Source organism: Bifidobacterium sp. ESL0732 (assembly GCF_029395535.1).
Lineage (GTDB): Bacteria > Actinomycetota > Actinomycetes > Actinomycetales > Bifidobacteriaceae > Bifidobacterium.
Genome location: NZ_CP113920.1, coordinates 519,999 through 542,396, shown reverse-complemented (window position 1 = coordinate 542,396; position 22,398 = coordinate 519,999). Strand labels below are relative to the sequence as shown.

The following is a 22,398-nucleotide window of genomic DNA, read 5'->3' as shown; positions in this document are numbered from 1 at the left end:
TTTGTTTTTTGAGTATACCGCCAAAATTGACACTGTGTCAAATTGCTCTTTGATGCTCAAATAATGCGTGTAAAATCAATGAAACGTCGGTCTGGTGGTCGGATGGAAGCGGTCACGATTGTCGCCAATGCGAATCCGCAACGCTATTCCACGATGCTTCAGCATGCCCGATCGTGCAGTTTGCTGATTCACAATGCCCAATCAACCGGTAGACTTTCCTAAAAAAATACGCATGACATCAACGTGTTGCTCAATAATGTCTTAACCCCCAAAAAACCATCAAATAAATTATCCAAATATGCTAATCAAACGTGAGACGTACTATAAAATAATGTCAATAACGACCGTCTTGGCGACCGCAAGTATCATAGTATGATTAGATTTGATACTAGGGAAGTTGTTACTGAAATCTAGATTGCATCGGAAGACCTCATGAGAAGAATCATGGTACTTGGAGCGGGTTACGCGGGCCTGCATGCCGTTAAGCAGCTCGTCGCCCAAAACCCCAACGCGGAAATAATGCTGGTCAACAGGGACGTTTACCACTACGACACCGCACGACTTCATGAGGTGGCAGTCGGCAGAACCGACCCGTCCGAAATCACCTTCAACCTGCGCGAAACCGTGAACCCCGGCGTAACCGTCGTCATCGATGAGGTCGTACGAATCGACCACGACATCCGGGCCGTCGAACTACGCAAAAACGGGCTGGTCTTCTACGATTACCTTATTAATGCACTGGGCGGGGCGTCCTCCACGCCCGACGTTCCGGGAGCCACCGGCAACGTCCTGCCGCTGATCACCCTCAACGACGCACTGGCCGCGCGAAGCCATATCGAGCGGGTGCTCACGGATTATCGCCTGAACCAGAACCCCAGCGACCTGCGCGTGGCGGTGTGCGGAGACGGGTTCTCGGCCGTCGCGTTCATGGCCGCTCTGATGTATCAACTTCCGGGGCTCGCAAAACAATTCGGCGTACCGGCCGGACGAATGGAAGTTCACTGCTTCGCCTCCAACCCGAAACCCCTTTATCGTTTCGACCCGAAGCTGACCGAATGGATCATGGAGGATTTGAGCGGCAGCGGCGTCATTTTCCACCCTTCCTCACGCGTGACGAAAGTCGCGCCGGGCACAGTCTTTGTCGGCAATCAGACTTTCCGTGCCAACACCATCGTCTGGGCGGCAGGAATCCGCGGCAGCGGGGTCGTCCCCATCTCCGGATACGCCCAAAAATTCAATCGCGTTATCGTCCGCGACGACCTGTCAGTGGTCGAGGCCGACGGCGGCTGGCCACGCGAATTCGTGATCGGCGACGTTTCCGCCGTGCCGAACCCACAGACCGGACGCGTCTACCCCGCCAGCGCCCAGCTCGCCATCCAACAGGCGGATTGCGCCGCCGCCAACGTCATCTCGCTTTTGAACGGCGGACGCACGTTCCGATTCGTCTTCAAGCCTTACGGCACGATTCTGCCGCTCGGACCGCACTCGGGCGTCGCCCAACTTGAGGATTCCAAGGGCAATTACACCCGGCTTAAGGGCGCCAAAGTAAGGCTCCTGATTAGCAGGATGAACAAATATTTCAGAAACTCCATCGTCTAGGAGCACTTCGGGAAGCATTTCGGAAGCGCTTCGGTTTAAAAGAACTATTATATCTCGACAGGACTCATTCGACAATAACGGGAACTTTTTCGCTTTTCACGTCCGGATGGTCTTTCAGACTCAACTGAGCCAGATAGGTACCACGATCGACGCGCGGAAGCTGCTCGTCGGGAACGCAGGTGGAACCGGTGCTGTCGGTCGGCCAAGTGATTTTCTGCACGTCCTTGTCGCCCTTGGCCATCAAGAGATTGCGTGGATCCGCGGGGCACACGGTGGAACTCCAGACGGTGTCACCGGTTGCGCTGGAAGCCGCATCATCCTTTGAATCAGCTCCAGCGCCGGAGGTCGAACCCGACTTTGACTTCGCGCCGGTGCCAGATTTCGACGCAGAACCTTGGCCGGAAGACGAACCGGAATCTGAATCCTGGCCTGAACCGTTACCTGAAATCGAGTAAATCGTAAGGATACGCGAAGCGTTCGAGGCGTCGATGAGGCAAGAACCGTCACCTTCGTAGCGGATGGTCGCCTTGAAATCCAATGACTCACCGACCCCGATACTTTGCGAGGCGGGGTTCAGCTCCAGCTTCACGTCCTTGGCGCCGCACTTCCTGACGCTGCTCTGGTTGGCTTGATTATTTTGGCCATTATCGGATTTCCCAGTTTTCTTCGAAGCCGAGCCCTTTTGAGCCTTACTGGAAGCCGAGCTCGAGGCAGATGCCCCACCGTGACCGTGATATGTCGAAAAAACGTTGGTCGCGAGCGTATAGATGCCGAACCCTATCAGCGCCAGGAGCGCCAACGCAACCACACCCACGACGATGCGGCGGCGAAGATAGACGCGCTGCATCTCCTTGCTGGGTCGGCGCTTGTTTTGGCGCTTCTGCGGTTGCTGAGAGGTCATAGTCCCCCAGTGTAAACGACCTTGCTGAATTTTCTCGAAGCTTCAGAACGGCAAACCAATAAAATCAAACTTCTGGGACTATATCATTGCGGCAGACTCAATGAACCGTTTGGACTGATTTCTATTAAACCATCTTCATCGAGACTGGCGATGCAGGCGTCCAGCTGGACGTGGTCTCCCCAGAGCTTTTCAACGTCGGCGCGCGGCAGAGAAGCCTGAACGGTGCTGGGAACCTTTTCTGCGGCATCATGTGCGATGGTTCTGCTGCTCGATGCAGAGGAAGCATCCGAAATATTTTTGGGCGACGTGACCTTGCCAGCAGTGTCGGAACCTGCGAGCGCGCGCAAGGCGTTCAGGACGATACCACGCACCTGCCGATTCGTGCCTTTGAAACTCTGGCGCGGACGGGTGCGCTTCTCGCCCATACCCGGGCAACCGGCGGCATAGAAGCGGCTATGCGAGGCCCACGGATCCTCGTCGATCTTCGGGTTCTTGGCGGTGCAGACCAGCGCGCCGAGCTCGATCAGCGCCTCGTTCCAGACCACGCTCTCCTTGGCGTCTTGCGGCAATACTGCATTCGCCAACTTGCGTTCTTCGGGCTTGGTGGCGCCGCCAAAGGATTCCTCGCCTTTGAACGTGCGCCAGAGCACGCGGCGGATGTTGGTGTCGAGGACGGCGATGCGCTCACCGAATGCGAAGCTCATCACCGCGCTGGCCGTATAGTCGCCGATGCCGGGAAGCGCGACCAACTCGTCGTAAGTGCGCGGCAGTTCGTTGTCATACTGCTCGGCGACCACCTTAGCGCATTCCTGAAGCCGCAACGCGCGACGCGGGTACCCGAGCCTGCCCCAAGCGGTGATGACCTCGGCCGTACTCGCCTTGGCAAGGCTTGCGGCGTTCGGCCAGACGTCCATCCAATTGGTCCAATACTGCACCACACGGCTCATCTGCGTCTGCTGGCTCATCACCTCGGAAATGAGGATGCCCCACGGCGTCGTACGGCCAAATCGCCATGGCAGATCGCGCGCGTTTTCGTCCCACCAAGTGAACAGCTCCTGCTTCATCGTTTCTAGTTCGGCGGCGCTGAAGCCCTCAACCGCCACAGCTGGGTTTCCTTCAGATTTTGTCATATTTATATTCTCGCGAGCCATCCGACTATTCTGGCTTAACGCCGCTACAGTTTCACTCTCATCTCAATCTATACGCAACAAACACGGCGCCAGACGACGAAAAGCGTCGCGGTTGCTGTTAAAAATCCGCGATAGACACCAAACACATCGCTCAGAAATTGCAATCGTGGCTTTCACAGCATTCCGTCAAAGCGGCGAGCATAAGCAGGCATCGCCGGTGTCGCTTCACGGGGATAGTTTTGAACCATGACAGACATAGCGCAAGCGGCCGAAAACGCCGGAAAATCCGAGAATCCCGAGAACAAAGTCACCGACATGTACGAATACGGCTACCGCAAGTCCAATTACGGGCCGGACGAGCTCGTCACCGACGCGCACGGCAACCCGATCAGCGTGGTCGACGCGATGATGAGCGCCAAGGATGCCGGCGAGGCCAAGACCGTGACGCCGCATCTGTGCTACTACTCTCCGCGCATTCCCGGCAACACGGGCTCGGCCATCCGCCTGTGCGCCGTGACCGGCACGATTCTGCATTTAATCGAGCCGCTTGGCTTCAATCTCAAAGACACGAAACTGCGCCGCGCCGGCCTGGATTACCACGATATGGCCCACGTCGTGCTGCACCCCGATTTCGACGATCTGGTGAAGTCCATGCCGAACTCGCGCATCATCGCGTTCACCGCCCACGCCACCAAGCTTTACACCGACGTGCAATACAAGCCGACCGACATCCTCCTCTTCGGCCCGGAGCCGGGCAACATCCCCGATCCGATGGATATCATGGCCGGCCCGCATGTCGCCGAACAGGTGCGCCTGCCTATGCGGCCCTCCTTGCGTTCGTTGAACCTCACCAACTGCGCCTCCATCGCCATCTACGAGGCCTGGCGGCAGTTGGGCTTCAAGGGCGGAGAGTAATTGCCGGTCGTGCGTGTTTTAACCCACCAGATTTCCTTTAGTGGCCCAAAACGGGCATAGCCAATGAAAAATGCAAGAAACAAGCCACTGACTAACCGTCAACGGCCGAAATCTTGCACAGCCTCGTGTATAAAGCAAGATATAAGCCGATAACCAACCACCAGCGGCCCAAATCTTGCACCACTAATGAGAGATGCAAGAAACAAGCCACTGACTAACTGCCAACGGCCGAAATCTTGCACCACTAATGAGAGATGCAAGAAACAAGCCGCCAACTCATCACCAGCACCTCACATCCAGCACCACTACCGTGAAAATCAGTTCTTGAAGCTGTGGATTGGGGCGGGGATGCGTCCGCCGCGGGTGATGAAAGCCTCGCAGGAGGTCTGGTTGACCGGGATGATCGGCGCGTAGCCCATGAGGCCGCCGAAATTGGCGACTTCGCCGACGCCCTTGCCATAAACGGGAATCACGCGCACGGCGGTGGTCTTTTGGTTGACCATGCCGATGGCGGCTTCGTCGGCGATGATGCCGGAAATCGTGGAGGCCGTGGTGGCGCCTGGGATGGCAATCATATCGAGGCCGACCGAGCAGACGCAAGTCATCGCCTCAAGTTTTTCGATGGTGAGGCAACCTGAAGCGGCCGCGTCAATCATGTTCTTGTCCTCGGAAACCGGGATGAACGCGCCGGAAAGCCCGCCAACGTAGGAGGAAGCCATGATGCCTCCCTTCTTGACCTGATCGTTCAACATCGCGAGCGCCGCAGTGGTGCCGGGAGCGCCGACCTGTTCAAGCCCGATCTTCTCCAGCACTTCACCCACCGAATCGCCGACGGCGGCCGTGGGAGCCAGCGACAGATCGATAATGCCGAATGGTACACCGAGCCGCTTCGAGGCCTCCTGCGCAACCAACTGGCCGACGCGGGTGATCTTAAAGGCGGTGCGTTTGATGGTCTCGCACAGAAATTCGAAATCCTTGCCTTTGGCGGCATCCAAGGCCTTCGAAACCACGCCGGGGCCGGAGACGCCGACGTTGACGACCACATCGCCTTCGGTTACGCCGTGGAATCCGCCGGCCATGAACGGGTTGTCGTCGGGGGCGTTGCAGAAGGCCACGAATTTCACGCAACCGTAGCTGTCGTTGTCGCGCGTGGCGTAGGCAGTGTCTTTGACGACGTGGCCCAAAAGTTCGACGGCATCCATGTCGATGCCGGTTTTGGTGGAGCCGACGTTGACCGACGAGCAGACGATATCGGTTTCCCATAATGCTTGCGGAATCGATTCGATGAGCATGTGTTCGGCGGGTGTCATCGACTTGGATACCAACGCGCTGTATCCGCCGATGAGGTCGACGCCGACCTCCTTGGCCGCGCGGTCAAGCGCGTGGGCGATACGCACGAAATCGGCCGGCGACTTGCAGGAACTCGCGCCCACCAGCGCAATCGGAGTGACGGTGATGCGCTTGTTGACGATCGGGATACCAAAGTCCCGTTCGATGGCCTTGCCGACCTTCACCAGGTCGCGGGCTTTGTCGGTGATTTTGTTATAGATGTTGTCGCAGACCGTGTCCACGTCCGCCGCCGCGCAGTCGAGCAGCGAGATGCCCATGGTGATGGTGCGCACGTCGAGCTTTTCCTGCTCGATCATCTGATTGGTCTCGTGGACCTCCATGATATTCAGCATTGTTAGCCTCTCTTATAAAATTCCGGGACAAATCTCTTTATATGACACCTCTTGGCGCACCAAGTAGGCCATTTTTTACTGAATCAAATCCAATTCATTCATTTTCGGGCCACTTGGCGCGCCAAGAACCCCGAAAAATGCCACAATTACCTTCATTCACACTTTATTTGGCCTCTTGGTGCGCCAAGAGGGCTCAAAAAGAGAGATTTGATGGGTTGACAAAGACAATTGTTAGAAAATATGCATCACTTCGCTCAGACGCGGTGCATACGCGTGAAGATTTCCTCGCGCTGGCAGCGGATACGCACGCCGATCTTGTCGCCGAGCTCCTCAAGCCCGTCGACAAGTGCCGAGAATTCCTCATCGGACTTGCCGTAATCGACAATCATCATCATGTTGAAGAACCCATCGATGATGGTCTGCGAGATGTCGAGAACGTTGACTTTGTGCTGCGAAAGGTAAGTGCAGACCTGGGCGATGATGCCGACAGTGTCCTGCCCGACCACCGTGATGACCGCTTTATCCATGGAAACCCCTTAAACCGATGTGTGAAACCGCCGATGGCAAACGCCCGCCATACCGTTTCCAAGTATAAATGAAACGGGAATGCGAACACTGACAATGTCCGCAAATAAAAACGAATGTCCGAAACGGAGAAAGCACGAAAAAACCTACAGAAAAAGCCATAGAGGCCTGTGAGGCCACAAAATATAAGATGAACGAGCACTGATGCTAGATTGGATAGCAACCAGCAACGTAGAAGGAGTGGGCATGGAGCATTCGCTGTTTCTCGGGAGCAAAACCAAGCGAGACGGACTTTCCCTTGCTTTTTCCTATTGCGGCATATCGCAAACCCAAGCCGGGCACTCGTACGGCCCGTCGTTGACCGACAGCTGGGTCTTCCATATCATCCTGAGCGGGACGGGCGAGGTGCACACTTCCAGCGAAACCTACCATCTTGGTTCCCATGACGGTTTCCTGATTCATCCCAACGACATCACCCGCTATGAAGCCTCGCAAGACACGCCATGGGCCTATCTTTGGTTTGCCATGAAAGGCGAAGCGGTACCCCAGTATCTCGATGAGATGGGATTCCCGCATGACACGGTCGCGTTTTCAGTGGACCAGAGCACACCGTTTCTGCGTATTCTTTCCTCGACGCTCTACCACGCATCCGGCAGCATCAGCGATGAGCTCGAACTCAACGCGCTCGCCAACCATTTCCTCTCCGTGCTGAGCAGACATCTCAATTCCGTCAACCAGAACGGCTCCCCCAACCAGCTCAGCGATATCGTCAAACGAGCCATATCGGTGATCCGCAACGAGTGGCATCCGGGCATCAGCGCAGGCTGGGTCTCCAAGCGCATCAACGTCGACCGCAGCTATCTTTCGCGTCTCTTCCACAAGGAAATGAATATGACGCTGAAGAGCTACATCGACAGGCTTCGGCTTTCGCACGCGCGGGATTTGCTGGGAATGACCGACTGGAGTGTGGCGGAAATCGCGGCGGAATGCGGGTTCAACAACGAAGAAGCCCTCACCCGCAGTTTCCACGACACCCAGGGAGTCACGCCTACCGAATTCCGACATTCCCGCAACGGCATTGTCAACAACCTGGATATCGGCATCGATTTTCTTCGCGCAGCCTTCGACGCCGACATCGATCGCGAGAACGAATGACGGGCGAATGACAGACGAATGACAGACGAGTGACGGGTAATAGCCAACGAGAGATTTTTCTTTGCAAAGTCCTTTCGCAGGCCATCACCCGTCGATACCGTTCAGCAAGCGCTTAATATGAAGAGCCTTGAGCTGAAATCGTGAGGATTGCCGAGACTGTTGGCACTACCGGCCTCCGCGGATGACGAAGCCGAAGCATCCGTGGAAAGCATGCCGATTCTCATCAGTTCGTCGCCGCCGAACGTCATCCCGTTGATGGTGCTGGCGCCTCCCCTGACTTGAATGCGATAACGAAGCGACGGGTCGAGGCCCTGCAGATGCAGGCGGGTAAAAGGCGACATCGGATGTTCGAGCATACGGTAGTCGCCCACGATGGCCTGCGTGCGATCCGCGGAAACCACCATCCACGCCACGCTGTCGTTACGCCGCGAATCCCGTTCGAATGGCGAAACCAAACGGTAGAAGTCCCCTTGATGAATAAGCTCACGATGCCGTTTGAAGAAGGCCACGTCGTCTGCGACCTGTTTCAGCTCCTTCTCGCTCAATGCCGCCGGATCAAGTTCATAGCCGAAGGTGCCAAACATAGCGACATTGGCGCGGGTGTTCATCGATACCTCGCGACCGGTCTGATGGTTGGGGACGATCGAGACGTGCGAGCCCATGGCACTCAAGGGATAGAACATGCTAGTGCCGTATTGGATGGACATGCGTTCCACCGCATCGGTATCGTCGCTCGTCCAAATCTGCGGGGTATAGTAGAGCATTCCCATATCAAAGCGACCGCCTCCCGAAGCGCAGCCTTCGATGATGAGATTCGGGAAAGCATTCAGCAGACGTTCGTGCAGCTGGTAGACACCGAGGATATAGCGATGGAAGACCTCGCCCTGATGCTCGGCACCGCGCGTCACGTCAAATGCCTCAGTAATGTAACGGTTCATGTCCCACTTGATATAGCCGATGTTCGCTGTGGAAAGCATCGCATGCATCTGCCGGTAGATCTCGTCGACGACGTCCGGGTTCGTAAAGTCGAGCACGTATTCGTTGCGACCGTGGCTGGCCCTGCGGCCCGGGGTGTGAAGCATCCAATCCGGGTGGGCGCGGTAGAGGTCGGAATCCTTGTTGACCATCTCGGGCTCGAACCAAAGCCCGAACATCATGCCCATATCATTGATGCGTTGGGCCAGTCCCTTGAGGCCTTCGGGCAAACGCTCGGGGTTGGGCGTCCAATCCCCGAGGCCGGCGGTGTCGTTATGACGCTCGCCGAACCATCCGTCATCGAGCACGAACAGCTCCACTCCAAGCTTTTGCGCCTGTTTGGCTATGGAAAGCAGCTTCTTTTCGTCGAAATCGAAATAGGTGGCCTCCCAGTTGTTGATAAGCACCGGGCGTTCCTTGTCACGCCACGGGCCGCGCACGAGGTGGCGGCGCACCAGGTCGTGGAAAGCATGGCTCATGCCGTTGTAGCCTTGCGAAGTGTAGGCGAAGACGACTTCAGGACTCTGGAAACTGGAGCCCGGGTCAAGATGCCAGGTGAAGCCGAAATCGGCGATGCCCATCTGCAGCCTCGAAACGGCGAAGGGGTCGACTTCGACATGCGCTTCGAAGTTCCCGGAATAAACGAACGCCGCACCGATGACTTCGCCATGCGATTCTGTGGTCTCGGGGCGGGCAAGGGCGATGGCCGGATTGTGGATGTGACTGGAGGCAGAGCCACGCAATGAGCCTATCTGCTGAATGCCCGGATGCAGGCGGCTGCGAACGATGCTGCGCTCGCGGGCCCAAGAGCCGGTGAGCTGGGTGAACATGTAATCGTCGTCGGGCAGGTCGAGACTCAGACTCATCAGCCGCTCGATGTCGACGGCCTTCTCGCCTCCGTTGTGCAAGCTCACGCTTCGGGCGATCACCGGCAAGGTGGCGAACATCGTATACTTCAACGTTGCCGTCACGCCTGTGGGAGCGTCGAAAAGGTCGATCGAAAGCGTCACCGCCTCGTTTTCCTGGTCAACATACGTGGCCGGCAAGCCGTCAAGTTTCGGCTTGCCGCCGCCAATGCGATAACCAGCGAAACGAAAGTCGGTGATACGCGAACCGTTGGCTTGGGCCATGCTGATGGCCGGCATGCGGTAATCGCTTGTACCGTATTCGGGGAATTCCTGCCGCAGGTGCTCAAGTGAATAGGTCAGGTTCCCCTCAACCGGGCACGAGGCGGTGGATCGGCGCTGCATTTCTACCAGATAGCCGAAATCGTCCCGATCAGAGACGGCCGCACCGTAATAAAGCTGCAATAGTTTGCCTTCAGCGTTCACCCTGACGATATAGCTCACCTGCCCATTGGTCAGATGGAATTCCTTGCCTTCGGCGTGAACGAATACCTTTGCCTTGGCATTTGAGGATTGCATGCGTTGTCTCCTTTGATCGACCTGTCGTTACCGATCCACGGCAAATCTATGCCATGAAATGGAACTCTATACCTGTAGATTGTCGTATTTCGCTCCCTGGGACGGAAGCGATATCGGTGTCTCTCTCCCGCGATTTTGTGACCAAACGAATCGACACCAAGCCGCATAAAGCACATTTCAACCATGCCTGCTAGCCAATCACCCCTTCGAACAAACAACAAAATCATGGAATCAGCCAACGTTATTTCCACCTTCCCACAGCTTTGCAGACAGATAATGATGAAAGCTGTTGTAACGGTGCATATATGGCAATCAATGCAAATCGAAAGGACACGGTGATGGACAAGAACAAGGTTGACACCGGCAATCCATGATTGTCTTTCAACGCGCGAGGCTCGCACCAGGCAGCGATGCCCGGATGAAACGACCAGAGCGCGCGGCAAAAGACAATCTCATTTCGAAAGCCGTGGGAGCGTAGTGGCTCCACCTTTCGCAGACTGTAAACAGGAGAACGACATGAGCAAATTAAAGCAATCCATCACCTACGCATTCGGCGCGTTCGGACACGACGCCTTCTATGCGGCCTTGACGACGTATTTCATCACCTTCGTCACCAGCCAGCTTCTGGAAACATCGAACGGCGGACAGGTCAACACCTGGCTGATCGGAGTAATCACCACGTTGGTTGTGACCATCCGTATCATCGAGATATTCTTCGACCCCTTCCTGGGCGCCTTGGTCGACAACACCCATACGAGATGGGGAAAATTCAAACCATGGATCATGGGCGGAGCCGTCATCAGCTCCATCGCGTTGGTACTGATTTTCTCCAATTTCTTTGGCCTCACCGCCAGTCATCCCATGGTCTATCTGGTACTTTTCGTCATCGTCTTCGTCATTGCAGACTTCTCCTATTCCGTGCTTGACGTTGCCTTCTGGGGTCTGCTGCCTTCGCTCAGTCTGGACTCCGATTCCCGTGCCAGCATCAGCTCCATCGCCCGTTTCGGCTCCACCTTGGGCGGCACCGGCGTCGCTGTGGTTTTGGTGCCTCTTAACGTCTGGTTCTCGCATGTCTTCGCGCATACTCAAGGCAACGAACAGACTCGGGCCGGCTGGCTTGGATTTGCCGTCGTCATCGCCGCCCTTTCGCTTATCGGCGCCCTGCTTACTTGCTGGGGTACTCAAGAGGGCAAGGACGACATCAGGAAGAACACCCAGAAGACCTCGTTCCGCGATATCTTCCGCATCATCGGCAAAAACGACCAGCTTATGTGGACTGCGTTGGCTTATCTGCTTTTCGCCTTCGGATTCTCCACAACCAATTCGATGGTTGTCTATTATTTCCGTTACGTTTTGGGCAAGCCAGAATCATATTCGCTGGTGGGCGTGGTCGAAGCCGTGCTCGGCATCCTCGCCGTCATCAGCTTCCCCACCCTGCAGCGGCTTGTCACCCGCAAGCGTGTCTACCTTTATTCGGTGGCCGTTGAAGTGGTCGGCTACATCCTCTTCATCTTCTCCGGGCACAGCGTGGTCCTGGCCTTGGTGGCTACTGGCATATGCTACGTGGCGCAACCACTGGTGTTCCTGGTTGTGCTCAACACCATTTCGGATTGCGTGGAATACGGCCAGCTCAAGCTGGGAACACGCAACGAATCCGTCACGCTCACCGTCCGCCCGTTGATCGACAAGCTTTCAGGATCGTTCTCGACGGCTATCGTCAGCTTCGCTGCAGTGACGGCGGGCATGACGGGAGCTGCCACTGCGGCCGATATCTCGAATACCGGAGTGGCCGAATTCAAAGGTTTCATGCTCTACATGCCATTGGTACTCATCGTGATATCGGCAATCGTATTCGCGCTGAAAGTCACCCTTACCGAAAGCAAGCACGACGAGATCGTAAAAAAGCTCAAGGCCAGGCTCGAGCCGGAGACACAGGCCTCTGGGGATGTATCTGCTGCCGAACCCGCGAGTGACGCTACTGCATCACAAACTGCAAGCGTGACGACAGACTCCAAGTCGAACGCCGCCGACGAATCTGCAGAAAAGAATCGATAGCGGCAAGCCTTCGCTTATTGCGTCGAATCTGAAGGCCCATAAGGGGCAATCGCGACTTAGCGATACTGCCGCTCGTGGGCCTTCATTCCTGCCAGATAGTGCGGTGCGTTGGCGGCGTGGTCGCTGCGGCCGAGGTCCTGTTCGCTTCCGTCTCTCACCAGTTCGGCACTGAACATCGCCTCGTATTCACTCATACTCAGACGCTCGCGGCCATCAAGCATAGCCCGATGAGTTTGTGCATCCAAACGTTGAGTGTAACCGGGCTGCAATGTGCCGAAGTAAAGCTCCGCGACGGAACCGGAACCGTAGGAATACAGGCCGATGCGGTCGCCTGGTTTAAGGCTCTCGTCATTCTCCAACAACGAAAGCAGGGCAAGGTAAATCGAGCCGGTGTAGATATTGCCGACCTCTTTGCCGTAGACGATGCTCTGTTCGAAACGCTCGGTCAAGCGCATGTAATCAGCTTCGTCGATTTTGCCGTTGCCCAACGTTCGCAAACCCTTCCGTCCCATTTTCGAAAACGGGATATGCAGCAGCAACGCCTGCAGGCTCTCGGGATTGGCCGAGCCCAGCTCCTGCGCCTTGTCCCAAAGCTCCTCGAACATGCCGACGTAGACTTCCTCCGAGAACTTGCCACGCGCGAAGGCAACGGTCGAATAATTCGGTCTCCAAAAATCGCCGGTGCTGCGGCTTTCATAAAACGATTCCGGCTCAATGGCCAAGATTTCCGGATTGCGGGTGACGAGCATCGCCACCGAGCCAGCCCCTTGCGTCACTTCGCCGGGGGTAGCGAGGCCGTAGCGCGCGATATCCGAAGCAATGACCAGAGCCTTGCGTCCGGGATGACTGCGCACGTAATCGCACGCAAGCTGGATGCCAGCGGTGGCCCCATAACAGGCTTCCTTGATTTCGATGGCGCGGAGATTGGCGCTGAGTCTCAAGAGGTCTTGGACGAAGAGCGCGGCGGCCTTGGACTGGTCGATACCACTTTCCGTGGCGACCACCAGCAGGCCGATTTCCTGCCGTTCATTATCAGTCAACATGGGTTCAGCGGCATTGGCGGCCATAGCGACGATGTCCTGGTCGAGCGCGGCCACCGACATCTTGCTCTGCCCGATGCCAATGAGGAATTTGTTCGGGTCCACGCCTCGGGCTTCGGCCAGGTCCACCAAATCGAGATAATGGTTGGGCGTGTAGAAGTTGATTTTGTCGATGCCGACCTTGATATTGTCGGTTGCGTTGGTTTCTTTCATCGCGATTCGTCCGTTCTGTGTTCATTTTTGGTTGGAATTACTTCGATGTATTACGTAGTTGATTAAGAAGGATTGTCGCCGTTTCCAAGCTGGCTTTCGCAGGATCGGAACGAAGTCCGGCAACCACTTGTTCCAGTTCACTTGACTTGGCACCGGCCGACATCGCAAGGCTTTTAAACTGCAGGTTCATGTGGCCTTCCTGAATGCCGCGCGTCACCAGCGCCCGCATCGCCGCGAGGTTGGATGCGAGACCTACGCTGGCGACGATGCCCATCAACCGCCTGGCATCAGGGTTACGTAGCAGTTTCAGACTGAACTTGGCCATCGGCAGCGTTGACATCGCACCGCCGACGCTGCCCAGAGGCAACGGAATATCGATGTGGCCGACCAACTGGCGACGTTCTTCGTCGATAGACCATTTCGTCCACGTCCGGCGCTGCTCACTGAGGTCGGCGTAGACCGCGGCGTTGATGTTTCTGGTGTCATTGCCGGTGGCGAGCACCACCGCATTGATGCCGTTCATGATGCCCTTGTTGTGCGTGGCCGCGCGCAAGGGCGAAATTTCGGCGAAACGCGCTGCGGCGACGATACGACGTGCGACTTCTGCGCCATCCATATCGCGGGTTGGCAGATTATCAAAATCGATACGCGCCTCCGACTGCGCACGTTGGTTCCCTGTATCGTTGGAAAGTATCGCCATCAGCAAATCAAGCCCGTCAAGCCGTTCGGCACAATATTTCGCAACCGCCTCGGCGATGGTATTGACCACGTTCGCACCCATCGCGTCACCCGGGTCGATCAGCAGGTCGATTTCCTCGAATCCTTCGGCGCTAACGGAAACACTGACCCCACGCAGCCCTCCACCGTGCGTCTCGAGGCTCGGATGCGCCTCGCGCGCGACCTTGCGAATTGCCGGTTCATGCTCACGCACAAATCTCGTCAAGCCACCATTATCGGATGACAAGGAATCATTGTTCGTAAATACAAGTTGTGCGGTAATACCGTCGCGATGCACCGACGTGCGGAAGCCACCGGCGCGGGCGATGCGGTGCGCGGCGTTGCTGGCGGCGGCGATCACTGACGGCTCTTCGACGGCCATCGGAACCCGCAGCGTCTCTCCGTCTATCACAAAATGATCGGCCAAGCCGAGCGGTACCGGAAAATTGCCGATCTGGTTTTCCACCATATTGGCGGCCACAGCGGTGGGCAACGCCGGCTCATCGGTCAAAATTCGCAAATCGCCATCGTCAATCGCATCTTCGACACGCAGTCGAGCAAGCCGTTCACCTGTGGAAAGCTCATAGAATTTCGTCATCGTATGTTCTCCACCTCCATGGCCACACCCTGCCCGCCGCCGACACATAGCGCCGCGACGCCGAGAGATTCTCCGGTTCGACGCAAGTTATGAACCAGCGTAGTCAATATTCTCGCTCCCGACGCCCCGAGCGCATGCCCGAGCGCGAGCGCCCCGCCGGAAATGTTGTAACGAGCCGGGTCGATGTCCAACTGTTCGCGCGTCAGCCAGGCCTGGGTGGCGAACGCCTCGTTGACTTCATACAGATCGATGTCGGCGACCTGCTGTCCGCAGCGTTCCAGCACCTTTTTGATGGCCGGAATCGTGGCGTAACCCATCTGGTCGGGCCGGTAGCCGACCTCGGCATATCCACGAATCACCGCCTGTGCCTTAAGGCCAAGTTTGCGGGCTTTGCCGAACGTAGTAACCACCATCACGGCGGCACCGTCGCTCAATGGCGATGTATTACCGGCGGTGACAATACCTTCTGCTTCAAAAACCGGCTTAAGTCTGGCCAGCCCCTCAACGTTTGTTTCCGGCCGCATCGTTTCGTCACGCTCAAGTCCCGCGACCGGCAGCACCTCGCCGTCGAAATAGCCGGCATCCCAAGCTGCGGCAGCCTTGCGCTGAGAATCGAGCGCAAACTGATCCAACGTCTCGCGCTCCACACCGAAGCGCTTGGCAAGGTTTTCGGCGGTGACCCCCATGGCATAGTCACCGAAAGCGTCGTTGAGCGCATCGTAATGCAAGGTATCGTGCCAATCGTCGAAATCGAATTCGTTCTTGCCGGTACGTCGCGCGAAGGCGGTCGCGTTCGACATGCTTTCCGTACCACCGGCCAGCACCACATCAGCGTCGCCCATCGTAATGGCGCTTTGGGCCAGTCGGATGGCTTTGAGCCCGGAACCACAGACCTGGTTGACGGTCATGGCGGTGCCAACAACGGGCATGCCCGCGCCGAGCTGCACTTGGCGTGCAACGTTCTGCTTGGAGCCGGTGCCGAGTACATTGCCTAGAATCACCTGATCGAACATTTCGGTAGACAAGCCGGAACGCTGCAATCCCCGTTTGACCAAATCGGTCGCCATATCCACCGCGCTCATGCCGCTCAACGTACCACGGAACTTGCCGGTTGCGGTGCGCCACGAAGCGGCGATGACCACGTCGTCATCGTTGATCAAAGTCTGTGTTCCGATCATCGTGCTGCTCCGACGAATTCAAGGCTCGCGAAATCGACGAGCCTTCCCAAGCCCAAATCCAACATGCGCATAAGCACAATCCTCCCTAGCGTCTGCCAGATTAAGCGAGGAACGCTGGGACGCAAAAGGGCTGTGACGCTATCTCCACCAGCGTTCACAGCCCCTTTACGGATATCGCAAGTTCATCACAACTTCAGCATGCTTGCTATCAAAACGTATGACAATATGCACTTTGCGCTTGCATTATCATTACAAATTGGGTTCGATTATCATATTTATCGATTTGGCTTATGCCTCTTTATGTGCGGAATCGGAGGCGACTGCCGCCAACGCGCGCGGAGCGTGGAAACCACGATGCGCGAACTGGTCGGCAATGGCCTGCGCCACCGGGCGGCCCTGGCCCTTGTCGACCAGTGCGATGATGGAACCGCCGAAGCCGCCGCCGGTCATGCGGGCGCCATACGCACCGTGCTTGCGCGCCACATCCACAGCCACATCAAGTTCGGGCACCGTGACTTCATAGTCGGCGGCCAACGAATCGTGGGAGGCATTGAACAAGCGTCCGGCCTCGGTGACGTCTCCTGCGGCGAACGCCCTGACGAACGAACGGACACGCGCGATCTCGGTGACCACATGACGCACCCGCTTCTTCATGGTCGGGTCCGGCAATGCGTCCAACGTTTCCTTGAGCGCCTGGAAGGGATCGGGCGAGGCGGCGATTTCGTCAGCCGTGACACGCAGATTCTTGACTTTGAGGATACGTGCGGCATCCTCGCACATTTTGCGCCTTTCAGCGTACTGGCCATCGTTGAGCTGGTGCGGAGCCTGGGTGTCGACTACAAGCAATTCCAACCCCAGCGCTCCGAGATTGAACGGTTCCTGCTTGGCGCTTTGCACGGCATCAAGTTCAGGACGGCAGTCAAGCAGCAATGCGCGGTTGGCCTGGCACCTCATGGAAGCGTTCTGGTCGAGCCCGCCGGTCGAGGCACCCGCCATATCGTTTTCCGCGCGCATGGCGGCATCGATGAGCCTGACTCGGCCTGCGTCCGTACCGCCGAAGCCCAGGTCATAGACATCATCCAACGCCAGCGCCGTCGAACAGGTCATTGCCGCTGAGGAACTCAAGCCGCCGCCGACCGGAACGCAGGAGACGAAAGCGGCGTCAAAGCCCTGGACTCCGGCAAATCCGGCCTCACGCAGAGCCCACGCCACTCCCGCAGGGTAGGCTCCCCAGCCTTTCACGCCCAAGGGCTTGAGGTCTTCGAGGTCGGTGGTGGTCACTGCCTTGTCGCCCATATCGGAGACCAGACGGACTACAGTGTCCTTGCGGGGGGAGAGCGCGATGAAGGTACGATGCGGCAACGCGATGGGCAGGCACAGACCGGCGTTGTAGTCCGTGTGCTCGCCGATGAGGTTGACACGCCCCGGCGCGCTCCAGACGCCCTTAGGCGCGGCGCCAAACGTGTCCACGAACAATTCAGCGACCTTGCCGACGGCCTCTTTGGCATTCAATGGCTCAAGATATTGTACGGTTCTGTTATCACTCGTCATAATGAATTCTTCCTTTGAAATGATGGTTCAGTAGAAGGGTTGTAGAATATATCGGCTCAGTCGATGTCGATCGGACCGAGCTCGTGGAAGCGGGCGGCGATGCGTTCCGGCGTCGTGTCGGAAACCCAAGCGGCCATGCCCGATTCCGAGCCGGCCAGGTACTTGATCTTGTTGGCGGCGCGGCGGAACGAGAAGAACTGGAGGTTGAGCCGGTAGTTCTCGCGGCGCGAATCGTGGATCGGAGCCTGATGCCAGGCCGAAATGTACGGCAAATCCATGCCCTTGCCGTCGCCCTTATCGAAGAAGGCGTTGCCGCGGCGCAGCAGATGCGAATACATCGAGGCCAAGTCCCAGCGTTCCTGATCATTGAGCTCGTCGATGGTCAAGACATCGCGCATCGGGGCGACGTGGACCTCCAAAGGCCAGCGCGCGGCCGCCGGAACGTAGGCGACCCAGCTGGAATTACGCATCACCACGCGCGTCCCGGCTTCAAGCTCGGCGTTCATGATGTCACGCAGCAGGTTACCACCGGTCTTCTCGTGGTAGGACTGCGTGTGTTTTAGCTCGGTTTCCATCTTCGGCGGGATGAACGGGTAGCAATAAACCTGACCGTGCGGGTGCGCCAGCGAGACGCCGATTTCGGCGCCGTGATTCTCGAAGGGGAAGATCTGCTCGATGCCGTCGATATGCGAGATTTCGGCGGTGCGGAAGGCCCACGCCTCAACGACCGTGCGCAGACGCGATACCGGTAGATCGGCGGGCAGGCCGTTCTCGTTCGGATCGAAGCAGATGACCTCGCAACGTCCGGCCGCGGGCCTCTGCTCCCAAAGCGGATTGCCGTCGACGTCAGTGACCACGTTCGGCACGCCGGGCACCTGTACCATCGAGGGGAAACGGTTCTCGAAAATGACCACGTCGTAATCGGTGTCGGGCACTTCCCCGTCCTGATAGGGGTCGCCGGGCTTGCGTGCCGCGAGCGGATTGCCTTTGGCCGTGGCCCCAGGACCGGCGGTAATCGGCCGGTTCATACGGGCCGCCGCCATCGGAATCCAGTCGCCTGTCAGCGGGTCGCGACGCATAATCGGCTCCGCGTACGGCACTTCGTTGCCGTCGGCGTCGCGATGCGGGGCGAACCGGTCGGCCAGCGGCCGAGGGTCGACCAACTCGCGGGTTTTGGCGCCGGAAACATACTCCGGGTCGTCGTCCAGATAGAAGAAATCACGTCCGTCCGCAAGCTTCGTCGGCGTGATGCGGATATGCTCAGACGCATATTTTCCGGGATGATAATACTTGAATTCATGCTGCTTCATTGCTGTTCCTTTGCGTAAGTTTTTGATTTTCGACGTTCAGTTTTCGACCTGCCCTGGGCCTTTCGTCAGAACCAGATGTTTGACCAGCTTGCGCGTTTCTTCGGCCGAAGTCGAGTCAAGCCCGTCGTCGGTGATGAGGGTGTCGACCTGATCGAAACGTGCGAAGAGGGAAAGCGAGGTGCAGCTCCACTTGGTGTGGTCGGTTAAGATGATGGTTCTGTCGGCGATGTCCATCATGGCCATGTCGGTGGCGGCCTCAAGCGAGTTCGGCATAAGGAAACCGCGGGGTACCGAGACGGAATGCGTGCCCAAAAACACGGTATTGACGCGCAGCGATTCGATGACCTTGTCGGAAATCGGACCGACCAGCGAATTCGAACGGGTGATCACGCCGCCGGTGACGATGACTTCGACATCCTTGCTTTCCAGCGCCTGCACCAGTTCCGCGACGGGGATGGAGTTGGTCAGGATGGTGATATTGCTCGCACGCTGGCTTTCCAGCAGATGCTGGGCGAAGATGTATGACGTGGTGCCGCCGCCAATGGCGATCACGTCGCCGGGCGAGACATATTTGACGGCTTCCTGCGCGATTGAGTCCTTGAGCCCGATGTCCATCTGGGATTTGACGGAGAACAGAGGCTCGCTCAAGAGCGTGCTGGTGGTCACCGCTCCGCCGTGGACGCGCTTCAAGAGCCCCTTGTCGGCCAAGTCCGCGATATCGCGACGCACCGTCATGGCCGAAACGCCGAGCTCTTTGGAAAGCGCAGTGATCCGTACCGCGCCGCGGGTACGAAGCCTGCTTAAGATCAAATGCTGCCGTTGTGACGAAATCATATGAACATTATCGCACAAATGTGAGCATCAAACAAACCCACTTGAGCGTTTCATATGGTAGGTTTACCAAAACCGAACATTTGATGAAACTGGACCATGCCTCTGTAAATCATCTTCCGGAGCATTTGGCATGGAATTTTTCAATCGTCTAAGATGCGACCAACATCAAACCCTGAGGAATGCCACCAATGCAACGCAAATGACACAAAGCAGACCCTGCGTTGCAAACGCGCTGACTTACCGCAACTAATCTATTGCCCGCCGTTCGTCTATTGCCGCTGCCCAAGCTGCGCGGTGTTGGGAACCTACTGTTGCTGTTGTTGAGTCTGTGGTTGTTGTTGTTGGGTCTGAGGTTGCTGCTCGTATCCCTGCCGGTCGGGAATGGTGTTGTTGCCCGTAGTGGACTGGCCGGTGTTATTGGTGGAAGTGCTGGCACCACCCATATACTTCGGGTCCGGAGCGCCGTAGTTGTTGTCGACAGGGGCTTGGATATCGGCAAGATACCTGTTCATGAAGTCTTTCCAGGCCGGGGTGGCGATATACATGCCGTACCATTGGCCGTAGGACTTGTGGTTGATGGTCTTGCCGTTGAAGGAAATCGGAACCTCAGCGTTGTTCACCGAGACGAACGAGGCGACTTGATTCGGCGAGAAACCGCCCGTGGTCATATACGTGTCCTCGTTGGTGCCGGTTTTGGCGAAGGTCTTGCGTCCGCCGTCAAGTTGGGTGGTGGCCGCCTCGCCGCCGGGCTGGACCACACCTTGGTTCAACGCGTAGCCAACGGTCTGGGCGATGCCGGGCTCGATGGCCTGATGGCAGTTGGCCGAAGGCACCTTCATGGATTTGCCGGCCTTGTTGACGACCTTCTTCAACGCGATCGGGGTGCATTCGACGCCGTTGGCGCCGAGAGTGCCGAAAACATTGGCCATCGTCAGCGGTGAGGCCGCCACCGAGCCGATTGTCATCGAACCGTTGAAGCGTTCCAAGGTTGCACGCGTGGACGGATCGGGGTCGCCCGAGGCGTTGTGGTAACCGATCGCCTTCGCTGCCTCGCCGATGGGGCAGAGCCCTATCTGCTGGGCCATGCCAGCCTGGGTTGTGTTGTGCGAACGAATGAGGCCCTGAAGAGGAGACTCCACACTGGCCGTCCCGCCTTCGGAATTGTGTACATTCCAGCCGTAAGGCTGTCCACCATAATTGGCGCAGGCGAACGAACCTACCGGATAGTAGCTGCTCAGACGCAAAGACTGAGTGATGGATTTTCCAGACTGCATCCAGGCCACCAGGTTGATGGGCTTCCACGTGGAGCCAACGCCCCAGCCGCCGCCACCGCCGTCTTTCTCGTCGACCGCATAATTGACAGCCGTGCGGGTCGGGTCGTTCTTTGCGGCATCGGTGGGATCGTAGGTGCGGTTGATGCCAAAGCCCAGCACTTCCCCGGTACCTGGCTTGATGGCCGCGATAGTCACCTCGAAGCCGCTGGGATCGTCGACGGGAATCGTATCGCGCGCGGCCTGCATCGCATCGGCGTTGGCGTGCACGTCCATCGTGGTGTAGATGTTGAGCCCGCCTTCGTTCAGAAGCTTGCTACGATCCTGAGCGGTCTTGCCGAATTCCTTGGAATTGAGGATCTGCTTGGTGGCGTAATCGCAGAAGAACCCTGCGTCACCGGCCACCTGGCAGCCGATCTGCGTGGAATTATCTTGCAGATTGAGTGTCTGCGCTATGGGCTCGGCGCGGAACTTGTCGTGGTCGGCTTGCGAGATGAAATGCTGCTGCAGCATCAGGTCAAGGACGATGTTGCGCTGTTTTTGGGCTTCGGGCTGGTTTTCCGGCACCGAAGGATCGTATTTCGCGGGGTTCTTGGTGATGGCCGCGATAGTAGCGGCCTGGCCGATGTTGAGATCTGCGGCGGAGACGTTGAAATAGCGCTTGGCGGCGGTCTGGACACCGTAAAGGTTGTTGCGCCCGAACTGGGCGATGTTGAGGTAACCCTGCAGGATCTCGGCCTTGCTATACTGCTTCTCCATCTGAACGGCGATCAGCATCTCGCGTATCTTACGGGCGATCGTGTCTTCCGAGGCGTGGTATTCGGCGATGGGGTCGTTCTTTTCCTTCGCCTCTATGAGTAATACATTCTTGACGTACTGCTGTGTCAACGACGAACCGCCCTGGGTGTCGCCGTGCCTGATGAACGTCTGGACGAAGGCTCGAAGCACGCCCTGCATATCCACGCCGGCGTGCTCGAAGAAACGGCGGTCCTCACGGGCGACCACAGCCTGCTGCATGGGCTGCGAGACCTGGCGCAGCGGGACCACGGTTCGGTTCTGCGCATAGAAGGAAGCGATGACGGTTTTGCCGTCGGAAGCGTAAATAGTGGATTTCTGCGGCAGGCTGGTGACGTCGAAATCGATGTTCTCCGTCTTGAGAGACGGTGCGATGGTGCGCGCCGCACCATTGAGGCCGAGCACACCGGGGATGAAGAACATACCGCCGACGACACCACCGGCGACGCAAAGGGTGACGTAGGTCAACAGCAAAGCGATCACGCGTCGCACAGTGAGGTTGTTCTTCATTTGAGGCATGGTGTCATTCT

General features: G+C 57.3%; 16 protein-coding genes. 4 read left to right on the top strand and 12 right to left on the bottom strand.

The genetic code is table 11. The annotated features are described in order from the left end of the window. Window positions 1–432: 432 nt before the first annotated feature. Window positions 433–1,599 carry an FAD-dependent oxidoreductase gene (locus OZX70_RS01875; protein ID WP_277181584.1) on the top strand — a complete coding sequence of 389 codons (1,167 nt, stop codon included), beginning with the start codon at window positions 433–435 and terminating at the stop codon, window positions 1,597–1,599. Between the two features lie 64 nt (window positions 1,600–1,663). Here the strand turns inward: OZX70_RS01875 and OZX70_RS01870 are convergent, their stop codons facing one another. Together OZX70_RS01870 and OZX70_RS01865 are read right to left on the bottom strand one after the other, a co-directional pair. Next, window positions 1,664–2,500, bottom strand: a complete 837-nt coding sequence (locus OZX70_RS01870; protein WP_277181583.1) for a hypothetical protein — start codon at window positions 2,498–2,500, stop codon at window positions 1,664–1,666. A gap of 83 nt (window positions 2,501–2,583) precedes the next feature. Further along, entirely contained in the window at window positions 2,584–3,564 is a 981-nt protein-coding gene (locus OZX70_RS01865) for an A/G-specific adenine glycosylase (protein WP_277182066.1), read from the bottom strand. Between the two features lie 312 nt (window positions 3,565–3,876). Here OZX70_RS01865 and OZX70_RS01860 point away from each other — a divergent pair, with 312 nt between their 5' ends. Continuing rightward, a complete protein-coding gene (locus OZX70_RS01860) occupies window positions 3,877–4,545 on the top strand; it encodes a tRNA (cytidine(34)-2'-O)-methyltransferase (protein WP_277181582.1) in 669 nt (222 codons plus the stop codon). Window positions 4,546–4,862: 317 nt separating this feature from the next. On the opposite strand, the gene OZX70_RS01855 is transcribed toward OZX70_RS01860, so the two are convergent. Both OZX70_RS01855 and OZX70_RS01850 read right to left on the bottom strand, forming a co-directional pair. Beyond that, a complete protein-coding gene (locus OZX70_RS01855) occupies window positions 4,863–6,227 on the bottom strand; it encodes a PFL family protein (RefSeq protein ID WP_277181581.1) in 1,365 nt (454 codons plus the stop codon). Window positions 6,228–6,481: 254 nt separating this feature from the next. Then, the gene (locus OZX70_RS01850) at window positions 6,482–6,754 is read right to left on the bottom strand and encodes an ACT domain-containing protein (RefSeq protein ID WP_277181580.1); all 273 of its coding nucleotides are present in this window, start codon (window positions 6,752–6,754) and stop codon (window positions 6,482–6,484) included. Between the two features lie 202 nt (window positions 6,755–6,956). Here OZX70_RS01850 and OZX70_RS01845 point away from each other — a divergent pair, with 202 nt between their 5' ends. Further along, on the top strand, window positions 6,957–7,907 hold the full coding sequence (locus tag OZX70_RS01845) for an AraC family transcriptional regulator (protein ID WP_277181579.1): 951 nt from the start codon (window positions 6,957–6,959) through the stop codon (window positions 7,905–7,907). 101 nt (window positions 7,908–8,008) lie between these two features. Here OZX70_RS01845 and OZX70_RS01840 read toward each other — a convergent pair whose 3' ends face one another. Continuing rightward, a complete protein-coding gene (locus OZX70_RS01840; RefSeq protein ID WP_277181578.1) occupies window positions 8,009–10,306 on the bottom strand; it encodes an alpha-galactosidase in 2,298 nt (765 codons plus the stop codon). Window positions 10,307–10,822: 516 nt separating this feature from the next. On the opposite strand from OZX70_RS01840, the gene OZX70_RS01835 reads away from it, so the two are divergent. After that, window positions 10,823–12,361: a glycoside-pentoside-hexuronide (GPH):cation symporter gene (locus tag OZX70_RS01835; RefSeq protein WP_277181577.1), complete on the top strand. Its 1,539-nt coding sequence runs from the start codon at window positions 10,823–10,825 to the stop codon at window positions 12,359–12,361. Window positions 12,362–12,417: 56 nt separating this feature from the next. Here OZX70_RS01835 and OZX70_RS01830 read toward each other — a convergent pair whose 3' ends face one another. From OZX70_RS01830 to OZX70_RS01800, 7 genes are all read right to left on the bottom strand, one after another. Beyond that, on the bottom strand, window positions 12,418–13,614 hold the full coding sequence (locus tag OZX70_RS01830) for a hydroxymethylglutaryl-CoA synthase (protein ID WP_277181576.1): 1,197 nt from the start codon (window positions 13,612–13,614) through the stop codon (window positions 12,418–12,420). 37 nt (window positions 13,615–13,651) lie between these two features. Beyond that, window positions 13,652–14,929: a hydroxymethylglutaryl-CoA reductase, degradative gene (locus OZX70_RS01825; RefSeq protein ID WP_277181575.1), complete on the bottom strand. Its 1,278-nt coding sequence runs from the start codon at window positions 14,927–14,929 to the stop codon at window positions 13,652–13,654. Next, the gene (locus tag OZX70_RS01820; protein ID WP_277181574.1) at window positions 14,926–16,107 is read right to left on the bottom strand and encodes a thiolase family protein; all 1,182 of its coding nucleotides are present in this window, start codon (window positions 16,105–16,107) and stop codon (window positions 14,926–14,928) included. The genes OZX70_RS01825 and OZX70_RS01820 overlap by 4 nt, the downstream gene beginning before the upstream one ends. Before the next feature lie 288 nt (window positions 16,108–16,395). Beyond that, the gene (galK, locus tag OZX70_RS01815) at window positions 16,396–17,658 is read right to left on the bottom strand and encodes a galactokinase (protein WP_277181573.1); all 1,263 of its coding nucleotides are present in this window, start codon (window positions 17,656–17,658) and stop codon (window positions 16,396–16,398) included. Between the two features lie 56 nt (window positions 17,659–17,714). Further along, window positions 17,715–18,968, bottom strand: coding sequence for a galactose-1-phosphate uridylyltransferase (gene galT / locus OZX70_RS01810; protein ID WP_277181572.1), 1,254 nt, complete (start codon window positions 18,966–18,968; stop codon window positions 17,715–17,717). Window positions 18,969–19,004: 36 nt separating this feature from the next. Continuing rightward, entirely contained in the window at window positions 19,005–19,820 is an 816-nt protein-coding gene (locus tag OZX70_RS01805; RefSeq protein ID WP_277181571.1) for a DeoR/GlpR family DNA-binding transcription regulator, read from the bottom strand. A 287-nt stretch (window positions 19,821–20,107) separates the two neighbouring features. Next, entirely contained in the window at window positions 20,108–22,387 is a 2,280-nt protein-coding gene (locus OZX70_RS01800) for a transglycosylase domain-containing protein (RefSeq protein ID WP_277181570.1), read from the bottom strand. Between the last annotated feature and the right edge of the window lie 11 nt (window positions 22,388–22,398).